The sequence below is a fragment of the Streptomyces sp. NPDC051286 genome, from assembly GCF_044455345.1.
Taxonomy (GTDB): Bacteria; Actinomycetota; Actinomycetes; order Streptomycetales; family Streptomycetaceae; genus Streptomyces.
Genome location: NZ_JBITER010000009.1, coordinates 151,478 through 170,234, shown reverse-complemented (window position 1 = coordinate 170,234; position 18,757 = coordinate 151,478). Strand labels below are relative to the sequence as shown.

Sequence of the window (18,757 nt, the reverse complement as noted above, 5' to 3'; positions counted from 1 at the left end):
CGCGCGTAGTGAGTCCGAGCCCTCGGAAGGACCCCCTCTTGGCCGCCTCGCGCAACGCCTCGACCGCGAATACGAACAACGGTGCCAGCACCGCCCCGCTGCGCATCTCTTTTGCAAAGATCAAGGAGCCCCTCGAGGTTCCGAACCTCCTCGCGCTGCAGACCGAGAGCTTTGACTGGCTCCTCGGCAATGCCGCCTGGAAGGCTCGCGTCGAGGCTGCTCTGGACAGTGGACAAGACGTCCCCACCAAGTCCGGCCTGGAGGAAATCTTCGAGGAGATTTCACCGATCGAGGACTTCTCCGGGTCGATGTCGCTTACGTTCCGCGACCACCGCTTCGAGCCCCCGAAGAACTCGATCGACGAGTGCAAGGAGCGCGACTTCACGTTCGCCGCCCCGCTCTTCGTCACGGCCGAGTTCACCAACAACGAGACCGGCGAGATCAAGTCCCAGACGGTCTTCATGGGCGACTTCCCGCTCATGACCAACAAGGGCACCTTCGTCATCAACGGCACCGAGCGTGTCGTCGTGTCGCAGCTCGTCCGCTCGCCGGGTGTCTACTTCGACTCCTCCATCGACAAGACGTCCGACAAGGACATCTTCTCCGCCAAGATCATCCCGTCCCGGGGTGCCTGGCTCGAGATGGAGATCGACAAGCGCGACATGGTCGGTGTCCGCATCGACCGCAAGCGCAAGCAGTCCGTGACCGTTCTCCTGAAGGCTCTCGGTTGGACCACCGAGCAGATCCTCGAGGAGTTCGGCGAGTACGAGTCCATGCGCGCCACCCTGGAGAAGGACCACACCCAGGGCCAGGACGACGCGCTGCTCGACATCTACCGCAAGCTGCGCCCGGGCGAGCCGCCCACCCGGGAGGCTGCTCAGACGCTGCTCGAGAACCTCTACTTCAACCCGAAGCGCTACGACCTCGCGAAGGTCGGACGCTACAAGGTGAACAAGAAGCTCGGCGCCGATGAGCCGCTGGACGCCGGGGTGCTCACCACCGACGACGTCATCGCGACCATCAAGTACCTGGTCAAGCTGCACGCCGGGGAGACCGAGACGGTCGGCGAGTCCGGCCGGACGATCGTCGTCGAGACCGACGACATCGACCACTTCGGCAACCGTCGTCTGCGCAACGTCGGCGAGCTCATCCAGAACCAGGTCCGTACGGGTCTCGCCCGTATGGAGCGCGTCGTGCGTGAGCGCATGACGACCCAGGACGTCGAGGCGATCACGCCGCAGACCCTGATCAACATCCGGCCGGTCGTCGCCTCCATCAAGGAGTTCTTCGGCACCAGCCAGCTGTCTCAGTTCATGGACCAGAACAACCCGCTGTCGGGTCTCACCCACAAGCGCCGTCTGTCGGCACTTGGCCCGGGTGGTCTCTCCCGTGAGCGGGCCGGCTTCGAGGTCCGTGACGTGCACCCGTCCCACTACGGACGCATGTGCCCGATCGAGACCCCTGAAGGCCCGAACATCGGTCTGATCGGTTCGCTCGCCTCGTACGGACGTGTCAACGCGTTCGGCTTCATCGAGACGCCGTACCGCAAGGTCGTCGACGGCCAGGTCACCGACGAGGTCGACTACATCACCGCCGACGAGGAAGACCGCTTCGTCATCGCCCAGGCGAACGCGACCCTCTCCGAGGAGCTGCGCTTCACCGAGCCCCGCGTCCTGGTCCGCCGCCGTGGCGGAGAGGTCGACTACGTGCCGCCGGCCGAGGTCGACTACATGGACGTCTCGCCGCGCCAGATGGTGTCCGTCGCGACCGCGATGATCCCCTTCCTGGAGCACGACGACGCCAACCGTGCCCTCATGGGCGCGAACATGATGCGTCAGGCGGTGCCGCTGATTAAGTCGGAGGCCCCGCTCGTCGGCACGGGCATGGAGTACCGCTGCGCCACCGACGCCGGTGACGTCCTGAAGGCCGAGAAGGACGGTGTCGTCCAGGAAGTCTCCGCGGACTACGTCACCGTCACCAACGACGACGGCACGTACACCACGTACCGCATCGCCAAGTTCTCGCGCTCCAACCAGGGCACCTCGGTCAACCAGAAGGTCGTCGTCTCCGAGGGCGACCGGGTCATCGAGGGCCAGGTCCTCGCCGACGGGCCGGCCACCGAGAACGGTGAGATGGCGCTCGGCAAGAACCTGCTCGTGGCGTTCATGCCGTGGGAGGGTCACAACTACGAGGACGCGATCATCCTGTCGCAGCGCCTCGTGCAGGACGACGTCCTCTCCTCGATCCACATCGAGGAGCACGAGGTCGACGCCCGTGACACCAAGCTCGGCCCGGAGGAGATCACCCGGGACATCCCGAACGTCTCCGAAGAGGTCCTCGCCGACCTCGACGAGCGCGGCATCATCCGTATCGGTGCCGAGGTCGTCGCCGGTGACATCCTCGTCGGCAAGGTCACGCCCAAGGGTGAGACCGAGCTGACCCCCGAGGAGCGCCTGCTCCGCGCGATCTTCGGTGAGAAGGCGCGCGAGGTGCGCGACACCTCGCTGAAGGTGCCGCACGGTGAGATCGGCAAGGTCATCGGCGTCCGCGTCTTCGACCGCGAAGAGGGCGACGAGCTGCCGCCGGGCGTGAACCAGCTGGTCCGCGTCTACGTCGCGCAGAAGCGCAAGATCACCGATGGTGACAAGCTCGCCGGCCGTCACGGCAACAAGGGCGTCATCTCGAAGATCCTCCCGATCGAGGACATGCCGTTCCTGGAAGACGGCACCCCGGTCGACATCATCCTCAACCCGCTGGGTGTCCCGTCCCGAATGAACCCGGGACAGGTCCTGGAGATCCACCTCGGCTGGCTCGCCAGCCGCGGCTGGGACGTCTCCGGCCTCGGTGACGAGTGGGCCAAGCGCCTGCAGGCCATCGGCGCCGACCAGGTCGCCCCCGGCACCAACGTCGCCACCCCCGTCTTCGACGGTGCGCGCGAGGACGAGATCTCCGGTCTCTTCGAGGCCACGATCCCGAACCGCGACGGCGACCGCCTGGTCCAGCCCTCCGGCAAGGCCAAGCTGTTCGACGGCCGCTCCGGTGAGCCGTTCCCGGACCCGGTTTCGGTCGGGTACATGTACATCCTCAAGCTCCACCACCTCGTCGACGACAAGCTGCACGCTCGCTCGACGGGTCCGTACTCCATGATCACCCAGCAGCCGCTGGGTGGTAAGGCTCAGTTCGGTGGACAGCGCTTCGGTGAGATGGAGGTGTGGGCGCTGGAGGCATATGGCGCCGCTTACGCCCTCCAGGAGCTGCTGACGATCAAGTCCGACGACGTGACCGGCCGCGTGAAGGTCTACGAGGCCATCGTCAAGGGCGAGAACATCCCCGAGCCGGGCATCCCTGAGTCCTTCAAGGTGCTCATCAAGGAAATGCAGTCGCTCTGCCTCAACGTGGAGGTGCTCTCCTCGGACGGCATGTCCATCGAGATGCGCGACACGGACGAGGACGTCTTCCGCGCGGCGGAGGAGCTCGGTATCGACCTGTCCCGGCGCGAGCCGAGCAGCGTCGAAGAGGTCTGACGGGCTGGCCGGCCGCCCCGCTCCGGGGCGGCCGGCTCTCCCCGGACCCGTTCAGACCATTGATTGAGACTCGACCCCGAAAGAGGGATTGACGACAAGTGCTCGACGTCAACTTCTTCGACGAGCTGCGGATCGGCCTTGCCACCGCGGACGACATCCGGACCTGGTCGCACGGCGAAGTGAAGAAGCCGGAGACCATCAACTACCGCACGCTCAAGCCCGAAAAGGACGGACTCTTCTGCGAGAAGATCTTCGGTCCGACCCGGGACTGGGAGTGCTACTGCGGCAAGTACAAGCGTGTCCGCTTCAAGGGCATCATCTGTGAGCGCTGTGGCGTGGAGGTCACGCGCGCCAAGGTGCGTCGTGAGCGCATGGGCCACATCGAGCTTGCCGCTCCCGTCACCCACATCTGGTACTTCAAGGGCGTCCCGTCGCGCCTCGGCTACCTGCTCGATCTCGCGCCGAAGGACCTCGAGAAGGTCATCTACTTCGCCGCGTACATGATCACGTTCGTGGACGAGGAGCGCCGTACGCGTGACCTGCCCTCGCTGGAGGCGCACGTCTCCGTCGAGCGTCAGCAGGTCGAGAACCGTCGCGACTCCGACCTGGAGGCCCGCGCCAAGAAGCTCGAGGCCGACCTGGCCGAGCTCGAGGCGGAGGGTGCCAAGGCCGACGTACGCCGCAAGGTGCGCGAGGGTGCCGAGCGTGAGATGAAGCAGCTGCGCGACCGTGCGCAGCGCGAGATCGACCGTCTCGACGAGGTGTGGAACCGCTTCAAGAACCTCAAGGTCCAGGACCTCGAGGGCGACGAGCTGCTCTACCGCGAGCTGCGTGACCGCTTCGGCACGTACTTCGACGGCTCCATGGGTGCCGCTGCCCTGCAGAAGCGCCTGGAGTCCTTCGACCTCGACGAGGAGGCCGAGCGCCTCCGCGAGATCATCCGTACCGGCAAGGGCCAGAAGAAGACCCGTGCGCTCAAGCGCCTCAAGGTCGTCTCCGCGTTCCTGCAGACCAGCAACAGCCCCAAGGGCATGGTGCTCGACTGCGTGCCGGTCATCCCGCCGGACCTGCGTCCGATGGTGCAGCTGGACGGTGGCCGCTTCGCGACCTCCGACCTGAACGACCTGTACCGCCGTGTGATCAACCGCAACAACCGCCTCAAGCGTCTCCTTGACCTCGGTGCCCCCGAGATCATCGTGAACAACGAGAAGCGGATGCTGCAGGAGGCCGTCGACGCGCTGTTCGACAACGGCCGCCGTGGTCGCCCGGTCACCGGCCCGGGCAACCGCCCGCTGAAGTCCCTGAGCGACATGCTCAAGGGCAAGCAGGGTCGTTTCCGTCAGAACCTTCTCGGAAAGCGTGTGGACTACTCCGCGCGTTCCGTGATCGTCGTCGGTCCGCAGCTGAAGCTGCACCAGTGCGGTCTGCCGAAGGCGATGGCGCTGGAGCTCTTCAAGCCGTTCGTGATGAAGCGCCTGGTCGACCTGAACCACGCGCAGAACATCAAGTCGGCCAAGCGCATGGTCGAGCGCGGCCGCACCGTGGTGTACGACGTCCTCGAAGAGGTCATCGCCGAGCACCCGGTGCTGCTGAACCGTGCACCGACCCTGCACCGCCTCGGCATCCAGGCCTTCGAGCCGCAGCTGGTCGAGGGCAAGGCCATCCAGATCCACCCGCTCGTCTGCACCGCGTTCAACGCAGACTTCGACGGTGACCAGATGGCCGTGCACCTGCCGCTCTCCGCGGAGGCGCAGGCCGAGGCCCGCATCCTGATGCTGTCCTCGAACAACATCCTCAAGCCGGCCGACGGTCGTCCCGTCACCATGCCGACCCAGGACATGGTGCTGGGCCTGTTCTTCCTCACCACGGACGAGGAGGAGCGCAAGGTCATCGGCCAGGGCCGTTCCTTCGGTTCCACGGCCGAGGCGATCATGGCCTTCGACGCCGGCGAGCTGTCGCTCCAGGCGCAGGTCGACATCCGCTTCCCGGTGGGCACCATCCCGCCGCGTGGCTGGGTGCCGCCGGTCGCCGAGGAGGGCGAGCAGGAGTACCAGCAGGGCGACACGTTCCGGCTGCGTACGTCCCTGGGCCGCGCGCTCTTCAACGAGCTGCTGCCCGAGGACTACCCGTTCGTCGACTACTCGGTGGGCAAGAAGCAGCTCTCCGAGATCGTCAACGACCTGGCCGAGCGCTACCCCAAGGTCATCGTGGCGGCGACGCTCGACAACCTGAAGGCGGCCGGTTTCCACTGGGCGACCCGCTCGGGTGTCACCGTGGCCATCTCCGACGTCGTCGTGCCCGAGGCCAAGAAGGCCATCGTCGCGGGTTACGAGGCTCAGGACGAGAAGGTCCAGAAGCAGTACGAGCGCGGTCTGATCACCAAGGACGAGCGCACGCAGGAGCTCATCGCGATCTGGACCAAGGCGACCAACGAGGTTGCCGAGGCGATGAACGCGAACTTCCCCAAGACGAACCCCATCTTCATGATGGTTGACTCGGGCGCCCGAGGAAACATGATGCAGATGCGGCAGATCGCCGGTATGCGTGGTCTGGTGTCCAACGCCAAGAACGAGACCATCCCGCGTCCGATCAAGGCGTCCTTCCGTGAGGGCCTCACCGTTCTGGAGTACTTCATCTCCACGCACGGTGCCCGTAAGGGTCTGGCGGACACCGCCCTGCGTACCGCCGACTCGGGTTACCTGACCCGTCGTCTGGTGGACGTCTCGCAGGACGTGATCATCCGCGAGGAGGACTGCGGCACCGACCGTGGCCTCAAGCTGAAGATCGCCGTCAAGGGTGCGGACGGTGTGCTCCGCAAGACGGAGGACGTCGAGACCTCGGTCTACGCCCGCATGCTCGCCGAGGACGTCGTCGTCGACGGCAAGGTCATCGCGCCTGCCAACGTCGACCTCGGTGACGTCCTGATCGACGCCCTGGTGGGCGCCGGCGTCGAGGAGGTCAAGACCCGTTCGGTCCTGACCTGTGAGTCCGCGGTCGGCACCTGTGCCTTCTGCTACGGACGCTCGCTCGCCACCGGCAAGCTGGTCGACATCGGTGAGGCGGTCGGCATCATCGCCGCCCAGTCCATCGGTGAGCCCGGTACTCAGCTGACGATGCGTACCTTCCACACCGGTGGTGTGGCCGGTGACGACATCACCCAGGGTCTGCCCCGTGTCGTCGAGCTCTTCGAAGCCCGTACGCCCAAGGGTGTCGCCCCGATCTCGGAGGCGGCCGGCCGCATCCGTATCGAGGAGACCGAGAAGACCAAGAAGATCGTCGTCACCCCGGACGACGGCAGCGACGAGACGGCGTTCCCGATCTCGAAGCGTGCCCGTCTGCTCGTGGGCGAGGGCGACCACGTCGAGGTGGGCCAGAAGCTCACCGTGGGTGCCACCAACCCGCACGACGTGCTGCGCATCCTCGGTCAGCGCGCGGTCCAGGTCCACCTGGTCGGCGAAGTCCAGAAGGTGTACAACTCGCAGGGCGTGTCGATCCACGACAAGCACATCGAGATCATCATCCGGCAGATGCTGCGCCGCGTGACGATCATCGAGTCCGGCGACGCGGAGCTGCTGCCGGGCGAGCTGGTCGAGCGGTCGAAGTTCGAGACCGAGAACCGTCGTGTGGTCACCGAGGGCGGTCACCCCGCCTCCGGCCGTCCGCAGCTGATGGGTATCACCAAGGCCTCGCTCGCCACCGAGTCGTGGCTCTCGGCGGCGTCCTTCCAGGAGACGACCAGGGTTCTGACCGACGCGGCGATCAACGCCAAGTCGGACTCCCTGATCGGCCTCAAGGAGAACGTCATCATCGGTAAGCTCATCCCGGCCGGTACGGGCCTGTCCCGCTACCGCAACATCCGGGTCGAGCCGACCGAGGAGGCCAAGGCCGCGATGTACTCGGCCGTCGGCTACGACGACATCGACTACTCGCCGTTCGGCACGGGCTCCGGCCAGGCCGTTCCGCTGGAGGACTACGACTACGGTCCGTACAACCAGTAAGCGAGTCGTTCGAAGGTCTGAACGACTGAAGGGCGGTCACCCCGTTGCGTACGGGGTGGCCGCCCTTCGGCGTGTGCGGGGTCTGCGTCCGGGCTGAGGACAGGGCCGCAGGCGGTGCAGCCGGGTCGGGCAGGGTGGCTGAAGAGCAGCGGGGCCGGGGGTGCCCGGCGTGGCGGGTTCGGCACCCCGCGCCGCCGGCCGGGCGGGCTGCGGCCCGGAATACCGCGGCTTCCCGGACAGCGACGGGGCCGTGCGCCCGGTCCAGCCGGTCCCGTGCACGGCCCAGCCCGGGCGTCCAGCGGCAGCTGTGGCGTCGCGGGGTCCGGCTGGGGCCAAACCCGGGAAGCCGCTGGTTCGGAACGTCGCTCAGCGCCCGCAGAGCGAGCTTCTTCGGCCCCTCCCGCTCATAGCGCTCCGTCGCTGCCGAGCGACGGGCCGGCCGGGTCCATCTGGGCCTGCATCATGCGGAGTTGGCTCACACGCATGCTGTCCAGGGCGAGCCGGGAGTTTTTGGCGGTCAGCGAGGGGAGTGCCCCCCGGCGCGCCCCGCCGGGCGGTGGGGCGAGAGGCTGACGAAAGTGACCGTGGCATGTGCGGGGAACGACTGGTTTGTGCCAGGTGGTGAACGGGACGCAACGCTCTGTCCCGCGCATCCCGGCGGACAGCATTTGTTTTGACCGGAGTCCGTGAGGTAGGTACGCTCAGACCTTGTGCCTGGGGTGTGCCTGGGCTCGTGTGCGTGTCCTCAACCGCACGGCGAGCCCGTCAGTGGTCACCGCGATCTGTGCCCCTTCTGCCCTCGGGCGGGAGTCCGCAGCATTCGACACACCCGACCGCGTGGGTCGGTGACGTTCCAGGTTAGTTTCACGAACGGCACACAGAAACCGGAGAAGTAGTGCCTACGATCCAGCAGCTGGTCCGGAAGGGCCGGCAGGACAAGGTCGAGAAGAACAAGACGCCCGCACTTGAGGGTTCGCCCCAGCGCCGCGGCGTCTGCACGCGTGTGTTCACGACCACCCCGAAGAAGCCGAACTCGGCCCTCCGTAAGGTCGCGCGTGTGCGTCTGACCTCCGGTATCGAGGTCACGGCCTACATCCCGGGTGAGGGACACAACCTGCAGGAGCACTCCATCGTGCTCGTGCGTGGTGGCCGTGTGAAGGACCTGCCGGGTGTTCGTTACAAGATCATCCGCGGCTCCCTTGACACCCAGGGTGTCAAGAACCGCAAGCAGGCCCGCAGCCGCTACGGCGCCAAGAAGGAGAAGTAAGAATGCCTCGTAAGGGCCCCGCCCCGAAGCGCCCGGTCATCATCGACCCGGTCTACGGTTCTCCTCTTGTCACCTCGCTGATCAACAAGATCCTGCTCAACGGCAAGCGTTCCACCGCCGAGCGGATCGTGTACGGCGCCATGGAAGGCCTCCGCGAGAAGACCGGCAACGACCCGGTCATCACGCTGAAGCGCGCGCTTGAGAACGTCAAGCCCTCGCTCGAGGTCAAGTCCCGCCGTGTCGGTGGCGCCACCTACCAGGTGCCGATCGAGGTCAAGCCCGGTCGCGCCGCCACCCTCGCGCTGCGCTGGGTCGTGGGTTACTCCCGCGCCCGCCGCGAGAAGACGATGACCGAGCGCCTCATGAACGAGCTGCTCGACGCCTCCAACGGTCTTGGCGCTGCCGTCAAGAAGCGCGAGGACACCCACAAGATGGCCGAGTCCAACAAGGCCTTCGCGCACTACCGCTGGTAGTCGCTACCCACATCGAGACCGAGAGAAGATTGAGCCTTATGGCCACCACTTCGCTTGACCTGGCCAAGGTCCGCAACATTGGGATCATGGCCCACATCGACGCGGGCAAGACGACCACCACTGAGCGGATCCTCTTCTACACCGGCGTTTCGTACAAGATCGGTGAAGTCCACGACGGCGCTGCCACGATGGACTGGATGGAGCAGGAGCAGGAGCGCGGCATCACGATCACGTCCGCCGCGACGACCTGCCACTGGCCGCTCAATGATGTTGACCACACCATCAACATCATCGACACCCCGGGTCACGTCGACTTCACCGTCGAGGTGGAGCGTTCGCTCCGCGTCCTCGACGGCGCTGTCACCGTGTTCGACGGTGTCGCCGGCGTCGAGCCGCAGTCCGAGACCGTCTGGCGTCAGGCGGACCGCTACGGCGTGCCGCGTATCTGCTTCGTCAACAAGCTCGACCGCACCGGTGCCGACTTCTTCCGCTGTGTCGACATGATCACGGACCGCCTCGGCGCGACCCCGATCGTGATGCAGCTCCCGATCGGTGCCGAGGCCGACTTCACGGGTGTCGTCGACCTCGTGACGATGAAGGCGTTCATCTACCCGGTGGAAGCCACCAAGGGCGAGGCGTACGACATCGTCGACATCCCCGCGAACCTCGTGGAGAAGGCCGAGGAGTACCGCGCCAAGCTCCTCGAAGCCGCCGCGGAGAACGACGAGGCCCTCATGGAGCTCTACCTGGAGGGCGAAGAGCCTTCCGCGGAGCAGCTCTACGCGGGCATCCGTCGCATCACCATCAACTCGGGCAAGGGCGGCGAGACGACCGTCACCCCCGTGTTCTGCGGCACCGCGTTCAAGAACAAGGGCGTTCAGCCCCTGCTCGACGCCGTCGTGCGCTACCTCCCCTCCCCCCTGGACGTCGAGGCCATCGAGGGCCACAGCGTCAAGGACCCGGAGGAGGTCGTCAAGCGCAAGCCGTCCGAGGACGAGCCGCTCGCGGCCCTCGCGTTCAAGATCATGAGCGACCCGCACCTCGGCAAGCTCACCTTCGTCCGGGTCTACTCGGGCCGCCTGGAGTCCGGCACCTCGGTGCTGAACTCCGTCAAGGGCAAGAAGGAGCGCATCGGCAAGATCTACCGCATGCACGCGAACAAGCGTGAGGAGATCGAGTCGGTGGGCGCCGGCGACATCATCGCCGTCATGGGCCTGAAGCAGACCACCACTGGTGAGACGCTGTGCGACGACAAGAACCCGGTGATCCTGGAGTCCATGGACTTCCCGGCGCCGGTCATCCAGGTCGCCATCGAGCCCAAGTCCAAGGGTGACCAGGAGAAGCTGGGTGTCGCCATCCAGCGTCTCTCCGAGGAGGACCCGTCCTTCCAGGTGCACTCGGACGAGGAGACCGGCCAGACCATCATCGGTGGTATGGGCGAGCTTCACCTCGAGGTGCTCGTCGACCGGATGAAGCGCGAATTCCGCGTCGAGGCCAACGTTGGCAAGCCCCAGGTCGCGTACCGCGAGACGATCCGCAAGGCCGTCGAGCGCATCGACTACACCCACAAGAAGCAGACCGGTGGTACCGGTCAGTTCGCCAAGGTGCAGATCGCGATCGAGCCCATCGAGGGCGGCGAGGCCTCGTACGAGTTCGTCAACAAGGTCACCGGTGGCCGCATCCCCCGTGAGTACATCCCCTCGGTGGACGCGGGTGCTCAGGAAGCCATGCAGTTCGGCATCCTGGCCGGTTACGAGATGGTCGGCGTCCGCGTCATCCTTCTCGACGGTGGCTACCACGAGGTCGACTCCTCCGAGCTGGCGTTCAAGATCGCCGGTTCGCAGGCGTTCAAGGAGGGTGCCCGCAAGGCGTCCCCCGTGCTCCTCGAGCCGATGATGGCCATCGAGGTGACCACGCCCGAGGACTACATGGGCGATGTCATCGGTGACATCAACTCCCGCCGTGGCCAGATCCAGGCCATGGAGGAGCGCAGCGGCGCTCGCGTCGTGAAGGGCCTCGTGCCCCTTTCGGAGATGTTCGGCTACGTCGGAGACCTCCGCAGCAAGACCTCGGGTCGCGCAAGCTACTCGATGCAGTTCGACTCCTACGCCGAGGTTCCGCGGAACGTCGCCGAGGAGATCATCGCGAAGGCCAAGGGCGAGTAACTCTCCCGAGCTCACGCTTTAGGCTTGTCACCGGAGCCTGATGGGGCATTCGTCGCAGAGCGCAAGCAATGTGGTGAATGCCCCTGGCCCCGGCATCCCAGCAAAGATCACCTGGCGCCGATGAAGCAAGGCGTACAGAACCACTCCACAGGAGGACCCAGTGGCGAAGGCGAAGTTCGAGCGGACTAAGCCGCACGTCAACATCGGCACCATCGGTCACATTGACCACGGTAAGACGACCCTCACGGCCGCCATTACCAAGGTGCTGCACGACGCGTACCCGGACCTGAACGAGGCCTCGGCCTTCGACCAGATCGACAAGGCTCCTGAGGAGCGCCAGCGCGGTATCACGATCTCGATCGCGCACGTCGAGTACCAGACGGAGTCGCGTCACTACGCGCACGTCGACTGCCCGGGTCACGCGGACTACATCAAGAACATGATCACGGGTGCCGCGCAGATGGACGGCGCCATCCTCGTGGTCGCCGCCACCGACGGCCCGATGCCGCAGACCAAGGAGCACGTGCTCCTGGCCCGCCAGGTCGGCGTTCCGTACATCGTCGTCGCCCTGAACAAGGCCGACATGGTGGACGACGAGGAGATCCTGGAGCTCGTCGAGCTCGAGGTCCGTGAGCTCCTCTCCGAGTACGAGTTCCCGGGCGACGACCTGCCGGTCGTCAAGGTCTCGGCGCTCAAGGCTCTTGAGGGCGACAAGGAGTGGGGCCAGACCGTCCTCGACCTGATGAAGGCCGTCGACGAGTCGATCCCGCAGCCCGAGCGCGACGTCGACAAGCCGTTCCTGATGCCGATCGAGGACGTCTTCACGATCACCGGTCGTGGCACCGTCGTCACCGGTCGTATCGAGCGTGGTGTCCTGAAGGTCAACGAGACCGTCGACATCGTCGGTATCAAGCAGGAGAAGACCACCACCACGGTCACCGGCATCGAGATGTTCCGCAAGCTGCTCGACGAGGGCCAGGCCGGTGAGAACGTCGGTCTGCTCCTCCGTGGCATCAAGCGCGAGGACGTCGAGCGCGGCCAGGTCATCATCAAGCCCGGTTCGGTCACGCCGCACACCGAGTTCGAGGCCCAGGCCTACATCCTGTCGAAGGACGAGGGTGGCCGTCACACCCCGTTCTTCAACAACTACCGCCCGCAGTTCTACTTCCGTACCACGGACGTGACGGGCGTTGTGACCCTTCCCGAGGGCACCGAGATGGTCATGCCGGGCGACAACACCGTCATGAACGTCGTGCTGATCCAGCCGGTCGCCATGGAAGAGGGCCTGAAGTTCGCCATCCGTGAGGGTGGCCGGACCGTGGGCGCCGGCCAGGTCACCAAGATCGTCAAGTAATTACCTGACTGTCTGACCTGGTAGCTCCGCACAGAGCACCAAGAAGGGCCCCGGCCCGCCGCGCAAGCGGTGGACCGGGGCCCTTCGGCGTGTGACGACGTCGCGTGGGTCCCTGGTCAGCCCACGGCGTCCCGCTGCGGTGCGGGGCCTCGGGGCGTGTCCGGGTGCCGGGTCCGGCCCGCGGTCCGGCCACCGCTCGGCAGTGGCAGCCGGACCAGCAGGTGGAAGTGTCCCGGGTCCGGCCGCTCGGCGGTCAGGGTTCCGCCGAGTGCGGCCGCGCGGGCGGCGAGGTTGGTGAGGCCGGTGCCGGGAGCGGTCGTACCCGGGGAGCCGGGAGCGTCGTTGCTCACGGAGAATTCGACGGCCGGGTCGGTGGCTGCCTTGCGGATGATGCTCAGGGAGATCGAGCAGTGGGCGGCACGGGAGTGGCGCAGGACATTGGCGACGGCCTCCCGCGCGACCACGGCGAGACAGTGGTCGACAGCCCGGGGCAGATCATCGGCGGTGAACGGAGCGATGTCGCTGGCCGGTCGAGCACGGTCAGGATGAGCGTGCGGCATGAGGGCAGTCGCTCGGCGAGCTGACGGGTCGTGGTGATGCCGTCCTGGCCCGGCATGGCCACATCTAGTACCGCCACGTCGGGCCGGGCGGCCAGCGCGGCGGCGAGGACCTCGTCGCCGCGGGCGGTCTGGGCCACGACATCGATGCCGGGCTGGCGCGCCAGCACAGAGACCAGTCCCTCCCCTACGACCGTCATGTCCTCGGCGATCAGCACCTTGAGCATGATCAAAGGATGTCAGCCGCTGCCTTCGGGCAGGTGCCCACCTGCGTCGTCAGGCCTGCTGGGACGCCAGAACCAGGGGCGGGCATCCGGCCCCAGCCCCACCACCGCCGCGCGCACCCTGCCCCCCGCGTACAGCGCGGGACCGCCGAGCGCCACCGGTCCCCGGGTGCGTAGGGACAGCCCCGCGCCGGTACGGAGCTGGATCAGGCCCTTCTCGGTGCGGCCGAGCAGCACCTGTCCGAACGGCGAACCGGCCGCAGTCACCGGCCCGTACCCGTCGAAGTCGGTGCGTTCCTCCACCGCCCCCGCGCGGACGACCGTCAGTGCGGCCCGCGCCGCCGCCCGGTACAGCAGCTCCACGGACCCGTCCGCGACGATCTGCGCGGCCGGCCCGTCGCCCGGCACCGGCGCCCCGTCGATCTGCGGATGGGCGGTCAGTTCGGCTCCGGGTGCCTCCTGCGTCCAGTGGTGCACCGCGAGATGCCCGGCGGCGAACACATGGACGAGGCCCTGTCCGTCCACCACGGCGCTCAGTCCGTCCTGGACCTCCCCGCCGCCCAAGTCCCGCCAGTCGCCCCACCGCCCGGACCGTTCCCGCACCCGCGTGCTCACGCCGTTGGCGGCGTTCCGCACGAAGAGATGGACCCGCCCGTCGGGCGCCGTAATCGCCACCGGGACGCCGATCCTGCGGCCGCGGTCCTGGTCCCGCTCCGGGTTGCCCAGCCCCCGCCAGGCGCGGAAGGCGCCTGCCGGGGAGCCCTGTTCGAGGAGCACGATCTCCCGCTCGTCGGCCGCCCCGTGCCCGCCGAGCGCCGCGAAGCGCAGCCCGAACAGCAGTTGCCTGCCGTCCGCCGTCGTCGCCCCGCCGAGCACCGGTGCCAGCGGTCCGCCGCCGAGATCGTCGGGGTCGCCCCAGACCCCGCTGCCGGGTGCGCTCTCGCGCCACCGCACCGCCCGCAGTCCGAGAACTCCGTACGCGGTGAGCTGCCCGTCCGCTCCGGCGGCGAGGGTGGGGCGGGGGCCCGGGTAGCGGTAATGGGTGGAGCGGACCCAGCCCTTCCGGTTGGTCAGCGGCCTGTTGCCGCCCACGTTGTAGTCCCCGCAGCCCGCCACGTTCCCGCACCGCCAGTCGGCGTCGCCCCCGTACGGGACGAGGTGCGCCGCCTTCTCCTTCAGTACGCGGTACGGCAGGTTCTTCGGCCAGTGCCGGTTGTAGTAGCCGCGGTACGCCGTGGTGACGAACCGAGGCACGGGCCCACCGTCCCCGGTGGCGCGGGCCACCCACCGCATCAGCGCCGCCCAGGTGAACGAGGCGGTCGCGGTGTGATCCGGGTGGTCGGAGTAGCCGGGCTGCTCGCTGTCCCGGCGGCGGACGGCCTCGGTGCTGTGCTGGATGTCCGGGTCCGGATCCATGGTGTGGACGAGGGTCGGCCGGTAGTGGTCGAGGAGCCCGACGAGGACGTTGATCATCTTGTCGTACGTGTACGAGCCCACCCGCTTCAGCGGTGAACCCTCGGCGACGACGGTGCGCAGGTCGAGCTCCCGGTCGTGCCAGAGGCTGGGCAGCCCCAGGCGGCCGCGGCCGGTGTGCATCGCCGTATTGAGGAAGATCAGCTCGACCCGGCGCCCGCCGTGCGTCAGGGTGTTGATCTCGGCCCGGAGCCCGTCCGCCAGCGTGATGACGGACTTCTGCCAGGCGGTGAACATCGGCAGCCCGAGCTGCATCGCGTACGACTGGCGCAGCCCCTGGTGCCGGGCGGAGGAGTACGCCGCCTTGTCGGCGGCGGGCCGCGTCGCACCGGGAATCAGGTTGATGCCGACGGCCTCACCGGCGGTGAGGTACACACAGACCACCGGGGTCCCGGCGTCCAGAGCCTGCTGGGTGTCTGGGTTCATGAAGTACAGGTCGTCGTCCGGGTGGGCGAGGATCTGCATCAGCAGGGACTGTCGGGCGTCGCCGATCACCATTCCGGGCGTCGGATCCGCCATGGGGTCACTGCGCCGGGGGGCCGGTACGGAACAGGCGCCGACGCCCATCAGGGCGGCTGCGGCGGCGGCCGCCACGACGCTGCGCCGCCGCACACCGGGCGGGCCCGGTTCCAGGCCGAATCGATCCTTCACGCCCCGTGCTCCGTCCGCTCACTCCGTCGAAGCAGCCGGTCAGTGCCGCTTCCCGCGGCAGATTAGACGGGGATCGGAGCGGTCGCGCTGCTTGTCGCGGCTACACGCCGGACCGGCGCACCATCCCTCTTCTTGGGAGGGAATCCGATCCTGGGCCCGGAGGTGCGGAGCGCCGGAGTTCTCTGCCCCCTGTCGTGACGGTCAGGTAGGCCGCTTCTGGTTCTCGATGTTGTCCTTCACTACCTGGAGTGGTGCGCCGCCGCATGATCCGGCGAAGTAGGAGCCGGACCAGAAGCGGCCGTGCAGGGTTGCGCGGTTGACGCGGTCGGTGAACGATGGCCGCGCCGCACACCGGGGTTTGGTTCCCATCGCGGTGACATGCACCAAGCCTGTCTCGGGTCTCGGTCTCGCTCCAGGGTGAACCCGTGGCGCTCGTACAGCCGACGGGCGGCGCTGCCCTGGACGGCATTCAGGCGGACGCACCCCCCTGCGGCGTCGGCGCGTTCCACGCCGACTGTGCGTCCGGTACCCAGCGCACCTCGCCCGTGCCCAGCGCCACCGTCGCCCGTACCCGCATCGGCTCGTCGCCGCGGCGCGACAGCAGCGCCAGCTCCCCGACCCGGACCGGCATCGGATCGAGCCGCCAACCGCACTCGGCGGCCAGGGCGTGCGGGTCGGTGGTCCGGCCCAGGCTGAGGTGCGGGGTGAAGCCCCCGTGGTGGCCGCGGCAGGCGGGGAACCGCCGCACCAGCTCCTCCCACAGGCCGGCCCACGGCTCCTCGCCCCCGGCCGCCGGGTCCAGCCACACCGTGGCCCCCTCGCGGTGCCCGAACCACTGCACACCTGCCAGCCGCGCATCGAAGGGCGCACACGCGGCTGCTGCGGCGGCGAGCAACGGGGCCGCCTGCTCGAAGGTGTACTCGGGGACGAAGCCGAAGAGCAGATTGACGTGCGGCGGCCAGCGGCGGATCTGCGGGTCGTGGTCCCGCCGGATCGCCTGCAGCGGCGGCCAGAGCTCCTGCGGCGGGATCCATGCCAGTGCCGTACGGGCCGTGGGCGGTACGTCCAGGACCTCGGCGCTCTCCGTGACCACAGGGGCCAGTTCGGCCAGCACGCCGTAGTGGTCGGAGACGTACAGGCCCTCGGCCGTGGGGACGTCGCCGCGGAGTTCGGCGCGCCGCACCCGCAGCCCGTCCGCGCGCAGCAGCACCCGGTCCAGCCGGGACGCCCGCCCGCTCAGCGAGGAGACCGCGGCCAGCGGATTGACGCGCGGGTCGAACGTCGGCGTCGCATCGTCCGGGCCGTGGGCCTCGCTCCACGCGTCGCGCATCCCGAGCACCGTGCCCGGCGCCTCGGTGCCGTCGTTGAAGTCGCCCATGAGGACGAGGTCGCCGTCGAGGGTTGCCAGACCCTCGGCGATCCGGGTCAGTTCGGCGTCCCGCCGCTCTGCGCCGTTCTCCGAGTGGTTGCTGCTCAGATGGGTCGCGGCGACCGTGACCGGCTCGGCGCCGGTTTCCACGACGAGGGCGACCACCGCCTTGTGCGGCCCGAGCGCGTGGTGTCCGGCCTCCCGCACGGGCAGCCTGCTCAGCAGCAGCACACCGCACTCGTCGACGTCCCGCGAGGCCGGCTCCGTCCCCAGGGTGTACGTCTCACGCACCCACGGCTCCTGGAGCAGCAGCGTGAGCAGCGAGGGTTCCACCTCCTGGAGCGCGACGACGTCGGCGTCGGCCTGGCGCAGTGCGGTCATCAGCAGCGGTCTGCGCACGGCGGTGCCGATACGGTCGGCGTCGTAGCGGTCCCACAGGGTGTTCCAGGTCAGCACGCGCAGCCGTCCCGCGGGCCCGGCAGCCCGGGGCGTCCGCGCGGGGACCCAGTCGGCGCCGTCCCAGGCGTACGGTGTGCGGGCCGTGAAGAACGGCGCCCGCAGCCGGCGTGCCTCCCGCACCCGCCCGGCGTCCGTGTCGTCGATCCGGTCGACGCCCGTGGCCCGGTTCCACACGACCTCACCGTCGGCCTCGAAGAACAGCACCCGGTGCCAGGGGATGTCGCCGCCCGGCACGAACGCGGGCAGCGGGATGCGCTCGGGCGGGGCGCCGCGCTGGTTGATCCCGATGACGAAACGGGCGGGGTCGAAGCGCGCGTCCCACTGCACCCGGTGGTAGATCTCTTCGCTGGTGCGCACGGCTACGCCTCCTCCTCGATGATCCCACTCGCCCCGATGCGCCAGGTGCGGTGCGCCTGGTCCGGGTACGGCGGGCCGAAGGGGTGCGGCGGCGTTCCCGCGGATATTCCTCCTGCGCTTCTTGCGGCGTCCGGTCGCCGTGTCGCAGAGCTGGGTGAGGCGCGGTTTGACACGCAACACCCGCGGGGTAATCTCTTCGGCCGGATTGGCCAGGCTCCCGTCACGTATGGCACACTGACCAGGTTGCTCGGTTGAGTGTCAATGCTGCGCGCCTCCCGCCGGGAGGACCGGAAGCGAGTCCCACAGTACTCGTCGGCCCCATGTGGGCCGGACGTACGGGAATCTTTCGGGAAGCGTAAGTGGGGCGCCGGCCAGGCACCCGGTGGGTGTTCCACCCCCGACGCTCTTCATTGAGCACAGCGCGGTCCATGGCCCGCACCCCCTTGGTTGGGAAATCCTTCGGGAGATCTGCGTAGAGGGGATGCGACACGCCCGACCGCGTGGGTCGGAGGAGGAGTTACCAGAACCCCCGGGTTCCAGAGCGTTACGAGAGACAGGACTACTAGTAGCCATGGCGGGACAGAAGATCCGCATCCGGCTCAAGGCCTACGACCACGAGGTCATCGACTCCTCGGCGAAGAAGATCGTCGAGACGGTGACCCGCACTGGTGCGTCGGTCGCGGGCCCGGTGCCGCTGCCCACTGAGAAGAACGTGTACTGCGTCATCAAGTCGCCGCACAAGTACAAGGACTCGCGCGAGCACTTCGAGATGCGCACGCACAAGCGCCTCATCGACATCCTCGACCCCACGCCGAAGACGGTTGACTCGCTGATGCGTCTCGACCTGCCGGCCGGCGTCGACATCGAGATCAAGCTCTGAGGTGAC

General features: G+C 67.8%; 12 protein-coding genes. 7 read left to right on the top strand and 5 right to left on the bottom strand.

Going from position 1 to position 18,757, the window contains the following annotated elements; genetic code table 11:
* Window positions 1–38 precede the first annotated feature (38 nt).
* The 6 genes from rpoB (at window position 39) to tuf (ending at window position 12,781) form a co-directional block, all read left to right on the top strand.
* Window positions 39–3,524: a DNA-directed RNA polymerase subunit beta gene (gene rpoB, locus ACIBB8_RS12330; protein WP_366133242.1), complete on the top strand. Its 3,486-nt coding sequence runs from the start codon at window positions 39–41 to the stop codon at window positions 3,522–3,524.
* Between the two features lie 98 nt (window positions 3,525–3,622).
* The gene (locus ACIBB8_RS12325; RefSeq protein WP_358856900.1) at window positions 3,623–7,522 is read left to right on the top strand and encodes a DNA-directed RNA polymerase subunit beta'; all 3,900 of its coding nucleotides are present in this window, start codon (window positions 3,623–3,625) and stop codon (window positions 7,520–7,522) included.
* Window positions 7,523–8,417: 895 nt separating this feature from the next.
* On the top strand, window positions 8,418–8,789 hold the full coding sequence (gene rpsL / locus ACIBB8_RS12320) for a 30S ribosomal protein S12 (protein WP_003948652.1): 372 nt from the start codon (window positions 8,418–8,420) through the stop codon (window positions 8,787–8,789).
* A 2-nt stretch (window positions 8,790–8,791) separates the two neighbouring features.
* Window positions 8,792–9,262, top strand: a complete 471-nt coding sequence (gene rpsG, locus ACIBB8_RS12315; protein WP_030977935.1) for a 30S ribosomal protein S7 — start codon at window positions 8,792–8,794, stop codon at window positions 9,260–9,262.
* Window positions 9,263–9,300: 38 nt separating this feature from the next.
* Window positions 9,301–11,427: an elongation factor G gene (fusA, locus tag ACIBB8_RS12310; protein ID WP_345514958.1), complete on the top strand. Its 2,127-nt coding sequence runs from the start codon at window positions 9,301–9,303 to the stop codon at window positions 11,425–11,427.
* 160 nt (window positions 11,428–11,587) lie between these two features.
* Complete coding sequence (gene tuf / locus ACIBB8_RS12305) at window positions 11,588–12,781, top strand: elongation factor Tu (RefSeq protein ID WP_266358734.1); 1,194 nt, start codon at window positions 11,588–11,590, stop codon at window positions 12,779–12,781.
* 116 nt (window positions 12,782–12,897) lie between these two features.
* Here tuf and ACIBB8_RS12300 read toward each other — a convergent pair whose 3' ends face one another.
* From ACIBB8_RS12300 to ACIBB8_RS12280, 5 genes are all read right to left on the bottom strand, one after another.
* Window positions 12,898–13,131, bottom strand: coding sequence for a hypothetical protein (locus ACIBB8_RS12300; RefSeq protein WP_398951125.1), 234 nt, complete (start codon window positions 13,129–13,131; stop codon window positions 12,898–12,900).
* 44 nt (window positions 13,132–13,175) lie between these two features.
* The gene (locus ACIBB8_RS12295; RefSeq protein WP_398951123.1) at window positions 13,176–13,565 is read right to left on the bottom strand and encodes a response regulator transcription factor; all 390 of its coding nucleotides are present in this window, start codon (window positions 13,563–13,565) and stop codon (window positions 13,176–13,178) included.
* A 12-nt stretch (window positions 13,566–13,577) separates the two neighbouring features.
* Complete coding sequence (locus ACIBB8_RS12290; protein ID WP_398951207.1) at window positions 13,578–15,602, bottom strand: PIG-L family deacetylase; 2,025 nt, start codon at window positions 15,600–15,602, stop codon at window positions 13,578–13,580.
* Between the two features lie 285 nt (window positions 15,603–15,887).
* Complete coding sequence (locus ACIBB8_RS12285) at window positions 15,888–16,055, bottom strand: transposase (protein WP_398951121.1); 168 nt, start codon at window positions 16,053–16,055, stop codon at window positions 15,888–15,890.
* A 100-nt stretch (window positions 16,056–16,155) separates the two neighbouring features.
* Window positions 16,156–17,871 (bottom strand): RNA repair domain-containing protein, encoded by a 1,716-nt coding sequence (locus ACIBB8_RS12280; RefSeq protein ID WP_398951119.1) that lies wholly within the window; start codon window positions 17,869–17,871, stop codon window positions 16,156–16,158.
* Between the two features lie 571 nt (window positions 17,872–18,442).
* Between ACIBB8_RS12280 and rpsJ the strand changes: the two genes are divergently transcribed.
* Window positions 18,443–18,751, top strand: a complete 309-nt coding sequence (rpsJ, locus tag ACIBB8_RS12275; RefSeq protein ID WP_003948644.1) for a 30S ribosomal protein S10 — start codon at window positions 18,443–18,445, stop codon at window positions 18,749–18,751.
* Window positions 18,752–18,757 lie beyond the last annotated feature (6 nt).

Bases quoted from the DNA above. Each gene is read 5' to 3' on its own strand.
- rpsG (WP_030977935.1), top strand. From the start codon at position 8,792: ATGCCTCGTAAGGGCCCCGCCCCGAAGCGCCCGGTCATCATCGACCCG.
- fusA (WP_345514958.1), top strand. From the start codon at position 9,301: ATGGCCACCACTTCGCTTGACCTGGCCAAGGTCCGCAACATTGGGATC.
- ACIBB8_RS12295 (WP_398951123.1), bottom strand. From the start codon at position 13,565: ATGCTCAAGGTGCTGATCGCCGAGGACATGACGGTCGTAGGGGAGGGA.
- ACIBB8_RS12290 (WP_398951207.1), bottom strand. From the start codon at position 15,602: ATGGGCGTCGGCGCCTGTTCCGTACCGGCCCCCCGGCGCAGTGACCCC.
- ACIBB8_RS12285 (WP_398951121.1), bottom strand. From the start codon at position 16,055: ATGGGAACCAAACCCCGGTGTGCGGCGCGGCCATCGTTCACCGACCGC.
- rpsJ (WP_003948644.1), top strand. From the start codon at position 18,443: ATGGCGGGACAGAAGATCCGCATCCGGCTCAAGGCCTACGACCACGAG.